21 protein-coding genes are annotated in these 16,794 nt (G+C 67.3%); 3 read left to right on the forward strand and 18 right to left on the reverse strand.

Annotated elements, in window-relative coordinates:
- Positions 1 to 70: 70 nt before the first annotated feature.
- From ACFXPL_RS06730 to ACFXPL_RS06810, 17 genes are all read right to left on the reverse strand, one after another.
- Positions 71 to 259, reverse strand: coding sequence for a helix-turn-helix transcriptional regulator (locus ACFXPL_RS06730; protein ID WP_384913549.1), 189 nt, complete (start codon positions 257 to 259; stop codon positions 71 to 73).
- Between the two features lie 469 nt (positions 260 to 728).
- Positions 729 to 2,204, reverse strand: a complete 1,476-nt coding sequence (locus ACFXPL_RS06735; protein ID WP_384913551.1) for an ATP-binding protein — start codon at positions 2,202 to 2,204, stop codon at positions 729 to 731.
- A 1-nt stretch (position 2,205) separates the two neighbouring features.
- Positions 2,206 to 3,036, reverse strand: coding sequence for a bifunctional DNA primase/polymerase (locus ACFXPL_RS06740; RefSeq protein ID WP_384913554.1), 831 nt, complete (start codon positions 3,034 to 3,036; stop codon positions 2,206 to 2,208).
- Positions 3,033 to 3,746, reverse strand: a complete 714-nt coding sequence (locus ACFXPL_RS06745) for a DNA methylase (RefSeq protein ID WP_384913557.1) — start codon at positions 3,744 to 3,746, stop codon at positions 3,033 to 3,035. The genes ACFXPL_RS06740 and ACFXPL_RS06745 overlap by 4 nt, the downstream gene beginning before the upstream one ends.
- 83 nt (positions 3,747 to 3,829) lie before the next feature.
- Complete coding sequence (locus ACFXPL_RS06750; protein ID WP_384913559.1) at positions 3,830 to 4,081, reverse strand: hypothetical protein; 252 nt, start codon at positions 4,079 to 4,081, stop codon at positions 3,830 to 3,832.
- A 10-nt stretch (positions 4,082 to 4,091) separates the two neighbouring features.
- A complete protein-coding gene (locus ACFXPL_RS06755; protein WP_384913562.1) occupies positions 4,092 to 4,532 on the reverse strand; it encodes an NUDIX domain-containing protein in 441 nt (146 codons plus the stop codon).
- 11 nt (positions 4,533 to 4,543) lie between these two features.
- Entirely contained in the window at positions 4,544 to 4,732 is a 189-nt protein-coding gene (locus ACFXPL_RS06760; protein WP_384913565.1) for a hypothetical protein, read from the reverse strand.
- Positions 4,723 to 4,986, reverse strand: coding sequence for a hypothetical protein (locus ACFXPL_RS06765; RefSeq protein WP_384913568.1), 264 nt, complete (start codon positions 4,984 to 4,986; stop codon positions 4,723 to 4,725). Before ACFXPL_RS06765 ends, ACFXPL_RS06760 begins: the two co-directional genes overlap by 10 nt.
- Positions 4,987 to 5,136: 150 nt before the next feature.
- Positions 5,137 to 7,254 (reverse strand): cell division protein FtsK, encoded by a 2,118-nt coding sequence (locus tag ACFXPL_RS06770; protein WP_384913571.1) that lies wholly within the window; start codon positions 7,252 to 7,254, stop codon positions 5,137 to 5,139.
- 92 nt (positions 7,255 to 7,346) lie between these two features.
- Positions 7,347 to 7,667, reverse strand: a complete 321-nt coding sequence (locus ACFXPL_RS06775; RefSeq protein ID WP_384913574.1) for a hypothetical protein — start codon at positions 7,665 to 7,667, stop codon at positions 7,347 to 7,349.
- 78 nt (positions 7,668 to 7,745) lie between these two features.
- Positions 7,746 to 8,120: a DUF6251 family protein gene (locus tag ACFXPL_RS06780; RefSeq protein WP_384913577.1), complete on the reverse strand. Its 375-nt coding sequence runs from the start codon at positions 8,118 to 8,120 to the stop codon at positions 7,746 to 7,748.
- A gap of 292 nt (positions 8,121 to 8,412) precedes the next feature.
- Positions 8,413 to 8,754 carry an RRQRL motif-containing zinc-binding protein gene (locus tag ACFXPL_RS06785; RefSeq protein ID WP_384913580.1) on the reverse strand — a complete coding sequence of 114 codons (342 nt, stop codon included), beginning with the start codon at positions 8,752 to 8,754 and terminating at the stop codon, positions 8,413 to 8,415.
- Positions 8,751 to 9,629, reverse strand: coding sequence for a protein spdB (locus ACFXPL_RS06790; protein ID WP_384913582.1), 879 nt, complete (start codon positions 9,627 to 9,629; stop codon positions 8,751 to 8,753). Before ACFXPL_RS06790 ends, ACFXPL_RS06785 begins: the two co-directional genes overlap by 4 nt.
- The gene (locus tag ACFXPL_RS06795; RefSeq protein WP_384913585.1) at positions 9,626 to 9,796 is read right to left on the reverse strand and encodes a hypothetical protein; all 171 of its coding nucleotides are present in this window, start codon (positions 9,794 to 9,796) and stop codon (positions 9,626 to 9,628) included. Before ACFXPL_RS06795 ends, ACFXPL_RS06790 begins: the two co-directional genes overlap by 4 nt.
- Positions 9,793 to 10,122, reverse strand: coding sequence for a hypothetical protein (locus ACFXPL_RS06800; protein ID WP_384913588.1), 330 nt, complete (start codon positions 10,120 to 10,122; stop codon positions 9,793 to 9,795). Before ACFXPL_RS06800 ends, ACFXPL_RS06795 begins: the two co-directional genes overlap by 4 nt.
- On the reverse strand, positions 10,119 to 10,574 hold the full coding sequence (locus ACFXPL_RS06805; protein ID WP_384913592.1) for a Pycsar system effector family protein: 456 nt from the start codon (positions 10,572 to 10,574) through the stop codon (positions 10,119 to 10,121). Before ACFXPL_RS06805 ends, ACFXPL_RS06800 begins: the two co-directional genes overlap by 4 nt.
- Positions 10,571 to 10,840: a DUF6284 family protein gene (locus tag ACFXPL_RS06810; protein ID WP_384913595.1), complete on the reverse strand. Its 270-nt coding sequence runs from the start codon at positions 10,838 to 10,840 to the stop codon at positions 10,571 to 10,573. The genes ACFXPL_RS06805 and ACFXPL_RS06810 overlap by 4 nt, the downstream gene beginning before the upstream one ends.
- A 735-nt stretch (positions 10,841 to 11,575) precedes the next feature.
- Here ACFXPL_RS06810 and ACFXPL_RS06815 point away from each other — a divergent pair.
- Positions 11,576 to 11,911, forward strand: coding sequence for a winged helix-turn-helix domain-containing protein (locus tag ACFXPL_RS06815; protein WP_384913598.1), 336 nt, complete (start codon positions 11,576 to 11,578; stop codon positions 11,909 to 11,911).
- Between the two features lie 160 nt (positions 11,912 to 12,071).
- A complete protein-coding gene (locus tag ACFXPL_RS06820) occupies positions 12,072 to 13,319 on the forward strand; it encodes an XRE family transcriptional regulator (RefSeq protein ID WP_384913601.1) in 1,248 nt (415 codons plus the stop codon).
- Between the two features lie 96 nt (positions 13,320 to 13,415).
- Here the strand turns inward: ACFXPL_RS06820 and ACFXPL_RS06825 are convergent, their stop codons facing one another.
- Entirely contained in the window at positions 13,416 to 14,444 is a 1,029-nt protein-coding gene (locus tag ACFXPL_RS06825) for a DNA cytosine methyltransferase (RefSeq protein ID WP_384913604.1), read from the reverse strand.
- A gap of 96 nt (positions 14,445 to 14,540) precedes the next feature.
- Between ACFXPL_RS06825 and ACFXPL_RS06830 the strand changes: the two genes are divergently transcribed.
- On the forward strand, positions 14,541 to 16,718 hold the full coding sequence (locus ACFXPL_RS06830) for an ATP-binding protein (RefSeq protein WP_384913607.1): 2,178 nt from the start codon (positions 14,541 to 14,543) through the stop codon (positions 16,716 to 16,718).
- Positions 16,719 to 16,794: the final 76 nt, after the last annotated feature.

Genomic DNA, 16,794 nt, shown 5'->3' on the forward strand with positions numbered 1-16,794 from the left:
TTCTCCCCATGAGGGGAGGGGCCCGCCTGTACAGCGGGCCCCTCGGTTCTTCGGTTGTCCGGCGGTCAGGTCAGGCAGCGGCGTCTTCGCAACCGTTCAGCCAGTTGTCCAGATCGGATCGACGGACACGGAGTTGGCCATTGGGGAGCTTGAAGAGACGGGGCGCCTTACCGCGTGCGCGCAGGCGGTAGAAAGCGGCGCGGCTCATGTCGAGTTCGGTGAGGACATCGGGGAGCTTGAGCATCTGGGGGCGTGCCACGGTGCGACTCCTCAGAGAGTGACGGGGCATTCGGGCGTGGGCTTTCTAGTGCTCGCGCCTGTCCGAGGTTCGGATTTCTGCGTCATTGCGTCATCAGCGTCATGCGGGGGCTTTGACCTGGGGTTTTGCATGACGCAGCGGTTGGGGTGTGCGTCATGGGTTCGTCATGGGGTGCGTCATGGCATGACGCACATGACGCAGGGATGACGCAGGATCGGCCGTCTGCGTCATGGCCATTGCCGCAGGCCGGGGGCCGGTTGGCCGTCCGTATGACGCACATGACGCAGCGTTTCCCTTCTTAGGACAAAGGGAGGGGTGTCTGTAGTGGTGCGGCGCCTCAGGACGTGAAGAAGGGGCCGCTGCGCGGCGCGTCCCTTGGGCGGCGCGAGCGCCGAACAGCAAGAGGAGCACCACCGCGCGGCGGGCCGTGCTCCTCTTGCTTGTCCGCCCCGCCGGTCCCGGCCGCTGGTCAGAACATCGGCGGCGGTGGTGCCGGGGCCGGTGCGGCGGTGCGGGTCATTTCGAGGTAACGGCCTTCGTAGGTGCGGCCGGTGTCGATGAGCACCCCGCGCGCGGCGAGGGTGGGTTGAAGTCGCTTGAGACGGTCTGAGAGAACCTTTCCCGTCGTCGGCCACCCTTTGGGCAGGGAGCGCAATTCCTCGCCGCTGTGGAGGCGGCTGAGGCAGTGCAGCCACTCCGTGGACGTCATCCGCTGCGCTGCGCCCGGTTCGATCGTGTCGGCGTGCCGCAGGACGGTCTGCGCCAGGAGGTCGCCTTCGATGACGTCGTCGTTGAGGTCGTCCAGACTTGCCCGGTACGCGGCCAGCGCTCCGAATCCGGTCGCGGTGTCGAGCTGTGCGCAGAGGTGGGCGAAGTCGGCCATGCGCAGGTCTGTGGGCGTCTGTGCTTCCACGGCCCGGACCTTGACCGTGAGGTCCAGGAGGGAGCCGAGGACGACGGGCAGGACGTCCGCGTACTCCGCCCACAGTTCCGCCTCGGTACGCCGTACCTGGGGGCGTTCCAGGCGCAGGGGCAGGAGGCGTTCGGCGAGGTCGGGGCGGATGACGCCGACATCGATGCCGGTCAGCAGGAGGGGGCGGCGGTAGCCGACGCGGAAGACGTCCCCGTCGGTGAACAGGGCGCGTTTGACGCTCTCGGCTCCGGTGACGATGCAGCACATGGCGTCGGACAGGTCCGGGGTCATGTGGGAGAGGTTGTCCAGCGCGGTCACCCATCCGGCCGCCACCGCCGCGATCAGGTTCTCTTCGTCCTTTGGCGCCCGGCGCAGGTCGCCGCTCATGCCCTCGATGATCCGTACGAGCATCCGCCCGCCGGTCGACTTTCCCGCGCCCTGGGGGCCGGTGAGGAAGGGGGCGGGGACGGGGACGGACGGGCCGAGACAGCCGATCAGCCACGCGATGGCCAGACACTCCGTCTCCGCGCCGGCGAAGTTGCACAGCCTCAGCAGGAGATCGATGCCTTTGCCGTCGGTGTCCTTGGCGGGCAGGGGGAGTTCCCCGGTGAGTTGGGTGCGTCGCCAGCACACCTCGCGCGGGTCGGGGACGCGGATGTCCCACCCGGTCGGGTGGATGCGGACGGAGCGTCCGTCGTCGCGGCCGAGGTCGAGCCACGTCGCCCCGTCGAACCCGGGCGCCACCCGGATGTGCACGGGCTGGACGTCCTCGGTCAGGGCGAGTGCTTCGATCAGGTCCAGTGCCTCTTTGAGCGCCGTGCCGTTGAACACGCCGACGCCGTCCCTGAACAGGCCGACCATAAGTTCCTGGCGGTGGCTGCCGGTAGTGCCCTGAGAGCGGATGGGGCGGGCGACGGGGTGGCCGTTCTTCTGCGCGTACACGGTGCCATCCGCGGTGCGGAAGTACCGGAAATGGCTGTGCGCATAGTCGGCGATGACCTCGCGTGCCGGGTTCTTCTCGTCGTCGGCCATGTCACAGTCCCAACCGGGTGCGGGCGTTGGCCCACGCGTCCGCGCAGTGCCGGGCCGACTCGCCCTTGGCCTGCGCGGCGGCGAAGAGCCGCATCGTGTGGTCCTCGGTGAGGCAGCCGCACCGGCCATGCGTGGACAGCACGGCCAGGAACGCCCCGAACACCGTGGCGTGCACAGCCGTGGTGGCGGCAGCGATCCGCTGCACTGCCATGGCGATGCCGCGTTCGAGGTAGACGGGGGTGCGGTGCGGACACCGGCCGCCCCCGGCCGGCACGGCGACGGCGCGCACCGGCTGGACCGGGGCGGGCGCCTTCACGATCAGCGCGCGCACGGCGTCGGGCAGCGCCGTCACCATGCCAGCGCCGGAGCCGAGCCACCGGGCGTAGGACATGGACGACTTCACGTCCACACCGGGCCGGACGCCGTTCGAGGACTGCATGGTGCCCTGGTAGAGCCAGTGCTCCCCGCGTGTCGTCGACACGGCGCAGGTGGGCGGCAGGGTGCGGCGGGCCCATGCGACGGCCGCCGCGTTGTCGAGGTCGACGACGGTCAGGCCGGCCCCGCCGGGGTGGTAGGCGACTGCTCCGGCGTGCTGCCAGGCGGACGCCCACGCGCGGGAGGTGAGTACCGCGGGGTCGGTGGTGGCAGCGGCCCACGCGTGGCACGGGGCGGGGCACCGGCAAGGGCCCGCTTCCCGCATGTTCGACCGGCCACCACAGGCCACGGCCGCGCACGCCGGGCAGTTGCCGACGGGCAGCTTCCCCGCCCGCAGCGGCAGGACCGGGACTCCGGCCGCCGCCAACTTCAGAGCGGTTCGCAGGTTCTCGCTCATGCCGCCACTTCCAGCCGGGTCGTGAGGAACGCGGCACCGATCCACCGGGTGTAGGCGGGGGGCAGAGCTTCGCGGAGGTTGAAGTGATCGGTCGACCAGTCGATGCCCTTGGCGGCGCGGATCTCTTCGACGGTGGCCTTTCCGCCGCCCTTGCCGTAGGCGGCGACGTACGGGCCGTCGAAGTACTCGCCGTGACGCCACCCGCGCACCCGTCCCCGGTGCCGAGGGTGAGCCGGCTGGTCGACCGTCCAGCCGCTCAGTTCGAAGTACCGGTGCATGAGCACGGCGAGCCCGAACGACTCACCACACAGCCGCAGATCCTTACGGACCTCCGAGCCGGCCACGTTCTCGATGACGTACGGTCGCCCGATCGCGTCCAGCGCGGCCCGGGTCGGAACGATCAGCCGGGGGTGGGAGCGGCCGGCCGCCGTGAGGCGAGCGGCGTTGGTGCCCTTGGCCGGGGAGCCCTCCCCCTGGCACGGCGGGGACGTGTGGATGAAGTCGAAATCGCGCCCGTGGGCCCGGATGAACTCGATCGCGTCGCCCTGGTGGAAGACGTCACCGCAGTAGTCCGGCTGCGGCCGGACATCCACACCGGTGACGTGGAAACCGGCTTCCTGGTAGCCGCGGGCGGCGCCGCCGATGCAGCAGAACGCGTCAAGGAGACGCGGCCGGCGGCGGGGTCGCCGGATCAAGGTGGGTTGAGTCATGCTGGATGTCTCCAGTTCTGTGATGAGTGCTTGGAGACCGGGGCGGCCGTGACTTTGGCGAGAGACGGCCGCCCCAGCCATGTCTAGAAGGGCGGTTCGTCGCTGTAGCCGCCGCGCGGGGTGCGGCGGGGCAGCGGGAGTAGGGTCCAGCGGCGGTTCTCGTTCCAGCAGGGGCAGTGCCACCAGTCGGTGCCCGCCCACTCGCCGGTCTCGTCGCCGTAGTGCTGAGCGATCCCGCCGTCTCCATAGCAGTCGGGGCAGTTGGGGCGGGGGGTGTCGGTGAGGATGAGGGCCCGGCGGGGCCAGTCGGTGACGCTGATGCGCAGTCGGATCACGGGGTCTCCTCTACAGATCGGGGATGGTCTCGATGGTTGAAGTCACGGCCGCGTTGAGGATGTCGGCGTGGTCGAATGCGAGGTTCGGAAGCGCGTCCAGGGGCCACCAGCGGGCGGCGGTGGCGTCGTCCCCGGCCATCGGCGGGACGGTCTCGGGAAGGGTGGCCGCGTAGGCGACGGTGACGTACCGGCCGCGCGGGTCGCGGCCGGGGGTGTCGAAGGTGGCTACCTGCCGGAGAGCGGTCGTGGGGACCGTGATGCCGGTCTCCTCGGCCAGTTCGCGGGCAGCGGCGGTCAGGCTGGTTTCCCCGGCGTCCACGTGCCCACCGGGCAGAGCCCAGTACCCCTCGAACGGGGCCCAGCCACGCTCGATCAACAGGACGCGCCGGGCGGCGATCAGGACGACATCGGCGGTGTAGCGGATGGTCTCGAAGGTCTCGGTCTCGGTCACGTAGGTCTCCTCTACAGGTCGGGTATGGCGTTGAGGACGGCGGTGGCGAGTTGGTTGATGGGGGTGGCGGCGCCGGTGGAGGCGAGGAAGAACCCGAATCCGGCGGCGGTGAACGCGGAGCCGAAGCTGAGGGAGTGGGAGCGCAGGAGGAAGAACAGGACGAGTCCGAAGAGGAAGACCAGGGAGATGGTCAGTGCCACGGCGGGGTTCCTTTCTGGGCGGGTGTGCGGTGGGTGGTTGCGGCGGCGTGGGTGCGGTGCCCGGCGTTGAGTGCGCGGCGTCCGAGGCGGAGTCGGCGGCGCCGGCCGTGGCAGCGGCGGCAGAGTTTGGCGCCCTTGCGCAGCTCGCGCAGACCGGTCCCGGAGCACTTGCGGCAGGGGCCGAACGGCGAGACCGCACACAACGCTGCGTAACCAGCGAGGGCGGCCAGCAGAACGCCGCTAGTGATGAGCACGAGGGGTCAACTCCCGTCGTAGGGTGGTTTTCGGGGGTTGTGGCTGGTCAGGTGCTAGACGCTAGGTCCCTGATCACAGGCCGGACGGGTTGCTAGCGCAGGTGCTAGACCTAGCGGCCGGGGCTGCTAGGTCTAGCGGCCTGGTTCGGGTCAGGCGGCGGCCCGATCCGCGTCACGGCGTGTAATCGCGGCCGTGATGTCGGCGCGGTCGATGCCGCGCCGGTTCTTGCCTTCACCGGCGTCGGTCTGGCCCCAGACCTGCCCCGGCTTGATGCCCCAGGGCTTGAGTGCCGCGGTGACGTTCTCGCCCTTCCACCCCTCGTACGCCTCGGGGCGGTGGGCGGCCAGGCGGACCGCGATCCGCTCGCACCACACGGCTTTCTCCGCGGCCGGGACAACGTCGAGAACATCGGTGAGGATGTCCGCGCCGCGGCTCTTCTCGGGCCCGAGTCCGATCGCGTGGCCGCTGATGTTGCCGTACTCCTCGCGCACCTGGCGGGCGCGGGCGGCGATCTGTTCGGCGGCGGGCGCGTCGACGAACGCGGACGCGACGATGCGGGGGTCGTCGCCTTCACCGGCCATCCAGCAGATGCCCCGGTCGGAGCGGGAGAACATGGTGGCCCGGTAGCCGGACTTGTACATCGAGGTGCCCAGCACCATGTCGTTGGCGGGCTGGCCCATGACCTTGAGGCAGAACCGCAGCACGGCGTTCGCGGAGATCCCGGTCGGCAGGGACTTCGCATCGGGGCGCTGGGTACCGAACAGGGCCACGATCCCCAGGGCGGGGCCACGCTTGACCAGGTCGGTGCAGATCGCTTCGATCTCCTTGCCGTACTCCTCGTGCTCGAACGGCACCTGGCACTCGTCGAACCCGGCCACGATCGGGTGCAGCCCCAACGACTTGTCGTTCGCGAGTGCGGGGGTGACCTTCGACTCCGGGCACCGGGAGGTCGGCAGACCCTTGATGACCTTGGCGCGGCGCCGCAGCTCTTCCTTCAACTCCCGCAGGGCGTGGACGACGTACTCGATGTCCTCGTCTTCCTCGCCGGCGCGGTAGCGGTGGCAGACGGGTTCCAGGGCGCCGAAGTCGCCGGTTCCCTTGAAGTCGAACGCGTGGATCTCCGCCCGCGGGTCCAGCGCCGCGATCAGCAGGAACAGCCGCATCAAGAACGTCTTGCCCATACGCGGGATCGACCCGACCACGACGGAAGCGAACATGAGGGTGACGTCGACGTCGCGCATGCGCTGGTCGTTGCCGAACACGACCGGCTTGAACAGGTCCACCTGACCGGTCTTGGCCAGCGGCCAGGCGGGCTTGGTGGTCTCGTTCATGGGCTTGTCCCCCACCCACAGCACCAACCGGCCCTCATGCTCGGTCGGGTCGGGGGCAGGCCATACGCAGCCCACCTTGCGCCGCAGACCGGACGCGAGGGGCTTACGGGCCTCCATGATGTCCTCCGGCGTCACGCCGTAGGGGAGATCGAGGTCGGCGCGGTAGCCGGGGCCGTCGCGCACGATCTCCGAGGTGAAGCGCATGCCGTTCATGTCGCCGCCCTTCTTGATGGCGGCGGACACCTTCGTGTTGCCGATGCTGTCCAGCCCGCGCAGCACGATCGACCCGGTGAGCTTCTGGATCTCCGTCTTCAGCACAGCCGGGCCCACGACCGGCGCGTCCGGCTGCTGACCGCCCGCCCCGAGAAGCAGAACCCCGCCGGCCGCGAACGCGTACAGGTAGGCGGGGGCCAGGACATAGAGCCACAGGGCGAAGGAGAGTCCGAACACGGCCGCGACCAGGGTCACCAGGCCGCGCAGCCGCACCCGCCCGGCACGCAGCCGCGACAGGCGCATGTACTCCTCCACATCCTCGGTGCGCACCGCGTGGTCGCGCAGCGGGGCGGCCTCGCGGTCCCACACCCACCGGTTCGTCGTGACGACGAACCGGCAGGCGCCCCGCGGGGCCATTGCGGTCAGGCGACCGGCGTAGACGGGCAGGCGCACGCCGTGGAACAGCGACGCGTAGCCGAGGTTCGCGGCGGCGTGCCGGGCGGTCGCGGTGAAGTCCCGCCGGCTGGTCAGCCACCCGGCGAGCACGGGCTTGCGCTTCTCGGTGGCCACGCCCGGTTCGGGGAGCTTGGGGTTGTCGACGGCCACCGCCACCGCGGGCGCGTCCTTGTCGCCCGGGACGTCCGTGGCGGCCGGGGCGGTGGTGGTGGGGTCGAGGTCGGGAACCTTCCGGAGATGGCTCGGAGAAGTGACGGTGTCGGTCATGCTGGAGTTCTCCTGCTCTGCCTGATAGGCGGGCGGGTAGGGCCCGGGACGGCCGGCTTCCTTGCCGGGTGTGCGGCCGTCCCGGGGCGTGATCACAGGCCCATACGGCGGGCGGCCTGTTCGGTCCGGCGCAGGGCCGCTTCGGCGTCCTTGCGGGCGGTGCGGGCGGCGTTCCTGGTGTCGCGGGGCGCGGTGCGCTCTGCCGTCCTGGCGGCGGCGACGGCGTCCTTGGCCTGGTCGAGCTGGTCGAACATGGCGTAGGTCTCGCGCCGGCCGCGTTCGTCGGCGCGGGCGTCGATCCGGTCGATCTCCGCTTCGATGCGCGGGCTGACCGCGTCGGCGGCGGCCTGCTTCACCCCGCGGGTGATGAGCCAGGCGCGGCGGCGGCGTTCGGCCGGGGTGTACGAGGGCATCGCGGTTTCCCCTTTCGGGGCCGGGACTGTCCCGGCTCCCCGCCCCGCCCGGACATGCCGGGCGGGACAGGCAACCGGTCAGCCGCGGCGGCCCTTGCGGGAGCCCCGCTTGCTCTCCTGCGGGGTGTTGCCGGTGGGGGTGACGGCCTTGACGACGGTGACCACGCCCCACGCGCACACGGCGGCCAGCAGGGCCAGCAGGGCGAGGTTCGCGGCCATCGCGGTCAGCACGCCGACCAGCAGCGGACCGAAGTACACCCCCGCGGTGACCGCTCCGGCGCCCACACCCGTACCGAGCGCGATCCGCTGGACCGTGCGGTCCGGCGGGGCCTGGTGGACGTGGACGACCTGCGGGCCGCCGGTCTGGGGTGCGGGCAGGATGTTCGGGTCGATGTAGGCGTGGGTGCCGTCCGGGAGCTGGACGACCGTACGCGGAGCGGGAAGCTGTTCCATGCGTCCTCCGGTGCGTGGTCGGGGTGGGTGCGGGGAGTGCCCCGGCCGGGAGTCGAACCCGGCCTGCGACCATCGGGGCTGTGTTCAGCGGCAGTTCGCGCAGGTGCGTCCCGGGTAGCTGATCGGGTCGCATGAGCAGCGCGAAGCACGCGAAGCGCGTACAGGTGCCGGGCCGTTCTGGGCCCGGACAGCGGCGCCGTACTTGGCGGCGGCCTTCTTGACGGTCTTGTCCTCGCGGGGCATGAGCCCACCCTTCGATCTGTCGTGTGGGTGTGGGTGTCGGGCGGATGCGCTAAGCGGCGTGCTGCCGGCCGGAGTCGTGGCAGGGCACGCACATGCCGAGCGAGCGCGGGATGCAGTACCCGGCGTCGGTGCGGCAGTTGGGGCAGGTCCGGCGGGCGGTCATCGCTTTGGCGAGTGCCGCCCGCCGGGCCGGTGTCATCGGCCGCACCGGGAGGGCGCGGTCGACGCGGTAGAGGTAGGCGACCAGCGGCCCGCGTCGGCGGCGGGGCCGTTGAAGTTCGGCGGCGACGTTCTGACCGCCGGGCCGCAAGCCCAGGGCGCGGAGTTGGCGGCGGGTGGCGTAGCCGTCGGGGGCGAGGCGCCACCGGTAGACCGGCAGCGTCCCGCTCATGCTGCGACGCGCTTCCACGCGGCCCGGAGGCGGACCTCGGATGCGGAGTGGGAGGCGCGGAAGCGGACGGCCATCTCCCGGTACGAGAGGGCGGGGGATTCGCTGTGCCGGATCTGGTCGACCAGCGCGTCCAGTTCGTCATCGGTGAGCGCGGGGGCTGTCTCCAGGGCGAGGGGTGACACGGTCTCGGTGGGGCCCCAGACGGGGAGTTCCCAGCGGGCCGTGACGCCGGGTGTGACGCCGGGTGTGACGGGGGTCGTCACACAGGTCAGCGCCCTGCCGGTGTCCTTGCCCTCCCGGGCCGATTCCAGCGTCGACCACGCGGCGGAGAGGGTTTCGGCGGTCTCGGCTTGGACGTGTGCGACGCGGGCGCCGGCTTGCGTCACGGCGGTCAGTCGCGTCTCCTCGGTGGCCGCTTCCGCCCGGAGCCGGGCGCGGGCCACGGCCGCTTCGTCGCGGGCTTCCTGCTGGATGCCCTGGATCGCATCGAGGGCTTCGGTGGTGAGCGCGGTCCGCTCCCACAGTCCGTGGACCAGCCACAGGGCCTTTGCGGCGATGGGCAGCCACGCGACGGCCAGCCACGCGCCGGCGTTCGTCTCGGCGGTGAGCGCATGCGCCACCAGGACACCGGTCGCCACGGCCCCGAACGCCCACCCGACGGCGGTGACGCCCGTGGAGTGGTCGCCCTGCGCGGCCAGGCGCCGTTCGTAGGCGAGGGTGGCCAGCCATCCCCCGTCGATCCCCAACCCGACCACCAGCGCAACCAGCCACGGCATCGCCGTGCCCAGCCACATCACCACCACGGCCAGGGTCAGGACCATCGAGACGACCGTCATCGCCACGGCGGGCAGCACGGTCTTGACGCTGCGGTTCATCGCTGGCCCCCTTCAACCGTCACGATCAGCGACGCGACGACGACCGTCGTACGGCCGACCAGAAAGGCCAGGTCCGCGTCGGTCACGGTGGCCGTCAGATCGGCGAGAAGCCGGCGGGCGCCCTCCACCCGGTGCCGGTCCGCACCGGTCAGCGGCCGGGCACTCATACCGCCACCTCGCTCACCGGGAGGGCCGGCCCCGGCAGGCGGCCGAAGCCGGTCAGATGCAGGTCCGCCCCGGCGTACTCGGTGCGGCAGTTCAGCCACATGGACGGGCCGCCGGGCTCCTGGTGGAAGGTGACCGCCTCGCCGGGGATGCCGAGGGCGGTCCGCCAGGTCTCGAACGCGGCCAGGTCGTCGTGCAGGCTGAGGTCGAGCCGGTTCGGGTAGATGGGCGACATCTGCGCTTCGACGGCGGGCAGGTCGGGGAAGTCGACCGCCAGCATCCGCAGGGCCCGCAGCGGGACGGCCAGGTCGTTCAGCGTGACGCTCACAGCGCACCCCCCATCGCGACCAGGGCGGCTACGGCCAGCAGGACACCGGCCGTGCGGGTCAGGTCGACCGCGCGTCGCAGACCGGCGAACTTGCGGACCGCGATCCGGGAGAGATTCGCGATGTCCGCGCCCCGCCGGTCCTCGGCCAGGTGGTCCCGGATCTCCTCGGCCGTGAGCGTCGCCCACAGCGGGAAACCCGCCACCGCCGCACCCGACAGGTTCGGGCGGACCGCTCCCAGCAGAAGACCGGCGGCGACGACCAGCAGCACCACACCCGCGCCGCCGACCACGTACGCGGCGACGGGGAGGTGGACGTCTTTGGCGACCGTCCACACGCCGGCCAGCAGCGCACCGATGAACGCCAGCAGCAGCGACGTCTTGGAGTCGGTCCGGGCGATCTCTGCCTTCACCTCCGCGTGCGCGGCGCTCAGGCCCGCGTCCAGCGCGCTCATGCGGCACCCCCGGACAGGTCCGCGACGGCGGACCGGTTCGAGAGTTCCCGGCGGGCGGTCAGCAGCCGGTTGTGGGCCCGGCGGATCCGCCGGATGTCCAGCTCGGTGACCGGCCGGTCCAGCGTCATGATCTGCGCGTCCAGCAGGGCGATGTCCGCCGTGATGACGGGCATCTCCAACTCGATCGCGTCCAGCTCCGCGTCCGTCGGCTCACGCCACGGCGCGAACGCCGTAACGGCGTCCTGAACAGTAACGATGTGCTCCATGAGTCGGGTTCTCCCTTGCAGGTGGAACGGCTCGAAGCGGCCCCGGTGGTGACACACCGGGGCCGCGCCGTTCGTGGGTGGAGTGCCCCGGCCGGGAGTCGAACCCGGCCTTGCGACCGTCGGGGCGGTGGTGCAGACACCGGCGGCCGTCCCGGACTCAGGTCCAGTACGGCCGTCGGCGTCTCAGCGACGCGGGCGGGCGTTGCCGCCGTGCCGGTCCAGCACGGTCAGCGCCCGCATACAGCGGCGGATCATGCGAACCTCCGGCGAAGGTGATGCCGGGTGATCGTTGGCCGCACAGACTCTGCGACCCCTGCCCACCCCCGGGTGACTCGGTGGACAGCGCCCCTTTTGATGCCTCGGGGAGGTTGGTTGCCCCGGACCGCGTAACCCACGACGCGGCGACGTGCGGCCGGATCACTCCGGCGGTCTCCCGAACCCTTGCCAGGGCCGGAGACGACCTCCCAAGTCCGTGAACATCCCGGACTGGAGGCGGCCCCATCGACCACCCAAGAGCAGATGGCTGGAGCGGCACACGATTCAGTTCTCAAGGAGCGAGCGCTTCCCTCGTACTCACCCCTGCGGGCTTTCCTCCGGACGCTGCCTGTGCAGGTCAAGCGATTTCCCCTTTGAGTCAGGGCAACCTCTCGTCAACTAGCTTGCACTAGTCTGCTGTAGTGCACAACCCTTGCGGGGTGATGCGGACTAGTTCGCTGTGGTGGGTACCCTCAAGGCATGACTGTCACAGGAGGGCCCAAGCCGAAGGCGGTACAGGTCGCAGACGCGCTCCGCGACGACATCAAGAAGATGAAGCCGGGGGAAAAACTCCCCTCTCAGCGAGAGCTGATGGACCGCTTTGGGTACGCCAGCCAGACCATTCAGAACGGACTAGCCGCACTCCGGAGCGAGGGGTTGATCGTGTCTGCTGGGAACTTGGGCAACTTCGTCAGCGACGGGTCTGCCCCGGGTGACGACGTACGTGATGACATCAAGGAAATCCGCTCCCAACTCAAGGCGTTGACCGAACGACTCGAAGTGCTGGAAAGCCGCTCCGAACCGGGTGGCGCTTGATCTGCAACCAGCATGGGAGTAACGGGGTGTGTGAGGTAAGTGACAGCCTGGGGACGGCGAAAGAGAGGTGGGGACATGTCCGGTGACACCCCCCTGTCCCCTTCCCTGTCCCCCCGGCCCGCGCGCGAGACTCGGAGTAGAGGCACTCAGAGGAGGGCGCATGACTGACGACAGGCCCGCATGGGCGCGGCGCATTGCTGCCGAACGACAGGCCCGCGACTGGTCACAGCGTGACGCGGTCAGGGCCCTGCGTGCGCACGCACCCACGGAGCTGCCAGCAGAAGACAGCATGATTCGCCAGTGGAAGCGCTGGGAGTCCGGCCAGACACCGAATGACTTCTACCAACCGATCATCGCGGCCGTGTTCGGCACGGTGACACACGCCCTCTTCCCCGCACCGTCTCGCCGGGACGGAGACAATGAGATCTTGGCAGCGAGCGGCATGGAGACTCTGGAGATCGTGAGTCGTCTGAACCGGTCCGACATCGACAGCGCGACGCTCGATGCGCTCCGGATCACCACGGACCGCCTCTGCTCCGAGTACCCATTCATGCCGAGTGCCCAGCTTCTCATCGAGGGTCGGCAGTGGCTTCGCCGCGTTGTTGACCTGCACACAAAGAGCCTCACGCTTGCCCAGCATCGCGAGGTACTCGCGCTGTCAGGTTGGCTCGCCTTGCTGGTCGGCTGTGTCGAGTACGACACGGGCGACCGCCACGCGGCCGAATCAACGCGGCGTGCCGCACTCTCGCTCGCGACCGAGTCCGACCATCCCGAGGTGGCGGGGTGGGCGCACGAGATGCGGGCGTGGTTCTCCCTCACGACCGGCGACTATCGCGGGGTCATCGCGGCAGCGCAAGCCGGGGCAGAGACCGCAGCGCACCATGGCGTCGCCGTGCAGCTCGCCGGCCAGGAGGCCAAGGCATGGGCTCGGCTCGGGGACCGTCGGCAGGTTGAGGTGGCCCTCGACAAGGGGCGCCGGCTGCTAGAGGGGATGCCGTATCCCGAGAACCTGGACAACCACTTTGTTGTCGACCCCGCCAAGTTCGACTTCTACGCGATGGACTGCTATCGGCTGGTCGGGGAAGACCGACTTGCGCGGACACTCGCGGATGAAGTTCTGCGTACGGGAACTGACTTCGACGGCACAGAGCGATCACCCATGCGGAACGCCGAAGCACGGGTAACCCTGGGGGTCACCGCAGCGCGAGAGGGTGACCTCGAACAAGCCCTCATCCACGGCGAACGCGCCCTACAGGGAGAGCGTCAGTCCGTCCCGTCCCTGATCATGACCAGTCGAGAACTCGCGGCCGTCATGAGGCAGCGCTACAGCACCGAACCGGCTGCACAAGACTACCTGAACCAGCTGCAAGTCCTAGGAAGGGAGAAGCCGGGATTCCTCCCTTCCTGAACCGCACACGGTAGACGGGCGAGACCTTTAAGTGAGGCCACGCCCGTCTTGGTTTCACCTGTCTGCTAGATATCTCTCCACGGCAAATGGCTCAGATTAGAGATTCAGCGTCCGCCGCACAGCCATTCCGAGGACGGTTGCCATACGGACAGGCACAGCATTTCCAATCTGTCGCTCAATTGACCCGTAGTCTCCTTGAAAGTCATAGTCCGCCGGAAAGGTCTGCAACGTAGCAGCTTCCCTCAGCGTGATGCCGCGATGCTGTTCCGGATGAACGAACGTACCGCAAGCGGGAGTAGTGCAACGGGTGGTCATCGTTGACGCAGGAGAATCCCACTTTATGCGACCATACGAAGCGGTGGCATGCTTCGTGCCAACCTTCTTGTGACAATCGAGCTGATGCTCCTCTGGCAGGTCTAGGCGCCCCCCGCCAACAGGGATCGACTCAATGCGACGCCTAACCTTGTCAGAACTTTTCCGATAGCGATCAAGCGGGTCATCCACTCTGTTAGCCGATTCCAGTTCGGAGAATGCGGCCCTGACTGAAACAGAACCACGCAGGTCGGGAATTACCTCGGAAATATCTTGGGGGAGGATCCGTCTCTTCCCTCTCACAGCGAGCATGATTAGACGACGCCTACGTTGCGGCACAGCAAAATCGGACGCCTCGAACCTATAAACCATCGAGACGTAACCAAGAGAGTGAAGCGAATCCCGCACGCTTTGGAGGCGCGCGTCTTTCCCTAGCCCAGGAACATTTTCCAATAGAACGGACTGCGGCATCAGCGCGCGCACGAATCTGACTGTATGCAAAACGAGATCGTTACGCTCGTGGTCAGTCAGCCCCTTACCGGACGCAAGCGAAGAAAATCCCTGACAAGGGGGACACGTCTTCAGCAGCGTCAATTCACCGGGGGCCAACCCCAACTGTCTACGCATTGCGGAAGCCTGTAGCGAGCGGATATCCGCTTCCCACAGGTGGGAATCTGGATGGTTCTTGGCGTGTGTAGCAGCCGCATCAGAGTCGTTCTCGACCGCGCCCAGGACAGAGAAGCCAGCCCCCACGAGGCCCTGGGTGGCTCCGCCGGCTCCTGCGAAGAGGTCGATGGCAGTTGGCTTCGTCACGGCTGGATGTTAGCTCAACATAGCGCCTCATGACCATGGTTCGCGCTCCCTGCAACCCGCGTGCGCCCTAGGCAAGCTGACGACACATCATGCAGAATGTCTGATTCACCGTCGCCGGACCAGGGGGACTTGATGTCGGACCCGTCGAACCAGCCGGAACAGCTTCCCATGCTCACCCCTTCCGGGCCTGAGCAGTCAGCAGCAGACTCACCCAGCAGCGAGTCTGCACACGTCTACACGATGCGCATCAGCCGGCTCACGATCGACAAGCTCGGCATCAAACTCTACGACCGCGTTTCGGCCGTCTTGGCTGAACTCATTGCCAACTCGTACGACGCGGATGCAGAAGACGTCACTGTCACAGTGCCTTGGGGAGCTTTCCTCTTCGACCCCAAGGCGCCCAACCTCTCTGCGCAATACGAAATAACAATTTCCGATAACGGTCACGGGATGACCCCTTCCGAGATCAATAAGCACTATCTGACTGTCGGCGCCGACAGGCGCAGCCGAACAGGTAGCGACAAATCCCGAGGCAAGAACCGTCCCGTGATGGGCAGAAAAGGAATCGGTAAACTTGCCCCATTCGGCATCTGCAAGACTGTGGAGGTTGTCTCAGCTGGTGGCGAAAATACTGAGAACGGATATCGCACCTCGCATTTAATCCTCAACCTTACCGACATGCTCGCAGACACGGAAAAGAACTATCATCCCGAGATTGGCGAACTGGACGGCACATGGTCTAAGGACCATGGAACCACGATCAGGTTGAGGAACTTCTCGCGGAAGCGTGTCCCCAGCAAGGAAGAGCTGAATAGGCAACTCGCTGCACGATTCGGCCTTGAACGCGCCGACTGGCGAGTATGTGTCAAAAATTCTTCATCCTTGACCGATCAGTTCACGCTCGGGCAACTCAAGATCGATCTACTGGAGGGAACTAGGATTGAGCTCGCCGACAGACCCGTTCCGTTCGAATCATCTTTCCTCCCGGTAACCGGATACGTCGCCTACAGCGAGAAATCCTACAAGGACTCCAATATGGCTGGCGTGCGAATCTACGCACGCGGAAAATTCGTAGCACAAACGATGGACTTTGGAATTGCCACGGGATTCACCGGAGAGTTCAAACTGCGAAGCTCCATTGTGGGTGAGCTCCACGCCGAATGGCTGGATGAGGACGAGGATCTAGTCCGATCTGATAGGCAAGACATTATCTGGTCTTCGGACCTAGGGGAAGCTCTGAGCCAGTGGGGTCAGGCGCTGATGAAGGAGCTTGCCAGGCGCAGTGAAGAGCATATTCGACGTGCAAAGACTCGCTTCTTCATGGAGACGTCAAGTCTGGAACAAAGACTGATCGAGGCAGCACCGGCAGACCCGGTTTACCGAGATTCCGTTAAAGAAGCTGCGGCTCTCCTTGTTAGAGATACGGACAATGATTCACTCCAAAATCCTGAACATGTGGAGCGTATCAGCAATCTAGCAATGTCCCTCGGCCCACATCGAAGTCTTCTCCAGGCACTCCGGGAAGTGGCCGACACGACCGAAACAACTGTGGACGCCGTCATGGATCTCTTCCAGAAGGCACACATTGCGGAAATGTATTCTCTGGGTCAGGTAGCGGCCGAACGGCTGGAGGTTGTGGCCAAGCTGGAGGCGTTGATTTCTGATGGAAGAACTCTGGAGAGACCACTCCAAGAGCTAATCGAGCAGGCGCCATGGCTCCTAGCTCCCGAGTGGACACCGCTGGGAATGAACGAGTCCCTGAAACGAGTCAGGGCGAGTTTCGAAGCTTGGTACGCCAAGAAGTACGACACCGAAATCAACACCACAGCGATCGAGCGGAAGGCGAAAGAGCCTGATTTCGTACTGCTTCACGACTCAGGGGTTCTCTGGATCGTAGAAATCAAGAGGCTTGGCTATAAGCTGACCGACGCGGAATTCCTAAACGCGATGCGATATCTGCATTCATTGCGCAGATTCCTCGACGACAATCCCGAGCTGGGACGCCAGTTTCCCTACCGTAGGCTTACCTTCGTGGTCGATAGCATTGACCGCCTCGATGAGGTGTCGATCTCATCGCTTGAGAACGACCCCAACGTGACTCGAAAAACATGGCACGAGGTGCTTGATTCCACCAAGCGAGCACACAAGGACTTCCTGGAACTGGTCGAATCCACGGCAGGTGGTTGGACACCCGTGACTCCTGAGACGGCACCACAGGTCGTAGCACCCCGGCGCCCGAGCAACGCACCGGCTCAACCACAGCTCGAAGCATGAGCAGTCCCCCCTCTTGTGTGAGTTGAGCCCTAGACTCTGAGCCGCGCGTTGTCCTGGTCTTTGTCCAGTGCGCTGA

The organism is Streptomyces sp. NPDC059092 (genome assembly GCF_042756365.1).
Classification (GTDB): domain Bacteria; phylum Actinomycetota; class Actinomycetes; order Streptomycetales; family Streptomycetaceae; genus Streptomyces.

Excerpts from the sequence above, each read along its gene's own strand:
- ACFXPL_RS06735 (WP_384913551.1), bottom strand. The coding sequence starts at position 2,204 with ATGGCCGACGACGAGAAGAACCCGGCACGCGAGGTCATCGCCGACTAT.
- ACFXPL_RS06740 (WP_384913554.1), bottom strand. The coding sequence starts at position 3,036 with ATGAGCGAGAACCTGCGAACCGCTCTGAAGTTGGCGGCGGCCGGAGTC.
- ACFXPL_RS06745 (WP_384913557.1), bottom strand. The coding sequence starts at position 3,746 with ATGACTCAACCCACCTTGATCCGGCGACCCCGCCGCCGGCCGCGTCTC.
- ACFXPL_RS06770 (WP_384913571.1), bottom strand. The coding sequence starts at position 7,254 with ATGACCGACACCGTCACTTCTCCGAGCCATCTCCGGAAGGTTCCCGAC.
- ACFXPL_RS06775 (WP_384913574.1), bottom strand. The coding sequence starts at position 7,667 with ATGCCCTCGTACACCCCGGCCGAACGCCGCCGCCGCGCCTGGCTCATC.
- ACFXPL_RS06780 (WP_384913577.1), bottom strand. The coding sequence starts at position 8,120 with ATGGAACAGCTTCCCGCTCCGCGTACGGTCGTCCAGCTCCCGGACGGC.
- ACFXPL_RS06785 (WP_384913580.1), bottom strand. The coding sequence starts at position 8,754 with ATGAGCGGGACGCTGCCGGTCTACCGGTGGCGCCTCGCCCCCGACGGC.
- ACFXPL_RS06790 (WP_384913582.1), bottom strand. The coding sequence starts at position 9,629 with ATGAACCGCAGCGTCAAGACCGTGCTGCCCGCCGTGGCGATGACGGTC.
- ACFXPL_RS06795 (WP_384913585.1), bottom strand. The coding sequence starts at position 9,796 with ATGAGTGCCCGGCCGCTGACCGGTGCGGACCGGCACCGGGTGGAGGGC.
- ACFXPL_RS06805 (WP_384913592.1), bottom strand. The coding sequence starts at position 10,574 with ATGAGCGCGCTGGACGCGGGCCTGAGCGCCGCGCACGCGGAGGTGAAG.
- ACFXPL_RS06810 (WP_384913595.1), bottom strand. The coding sequence starts at position 10,840 with ATGGAGCACATCGTTACTGTTCAGGACGCCGTTACGGCGTTCGCGCCG.
- ACFXPL_RS06815 (WP_384913598.1), top strand. The coding sequence starts at position 11,576 with ATGACTGTCACAGGAGGGCCCAAGCCGAAGGCGGTACAGGTCGCAGAC.
- ACFXPL_RS06820 (WP_384913601.1), top strand. The coding sequence starts at position 12,072 with ATGACTGACGACAGGCCCGCATGGGCGCGGCGCATTGCTGCCGAACGA.
- ACFXPL_RS06830 (WP_384913607.1), top strand. The coding sequence starts at position 14,541 with ATGTCTGATTCACCGTCGCCGGACCAGGGGGACTTGATGTCGGACCCG.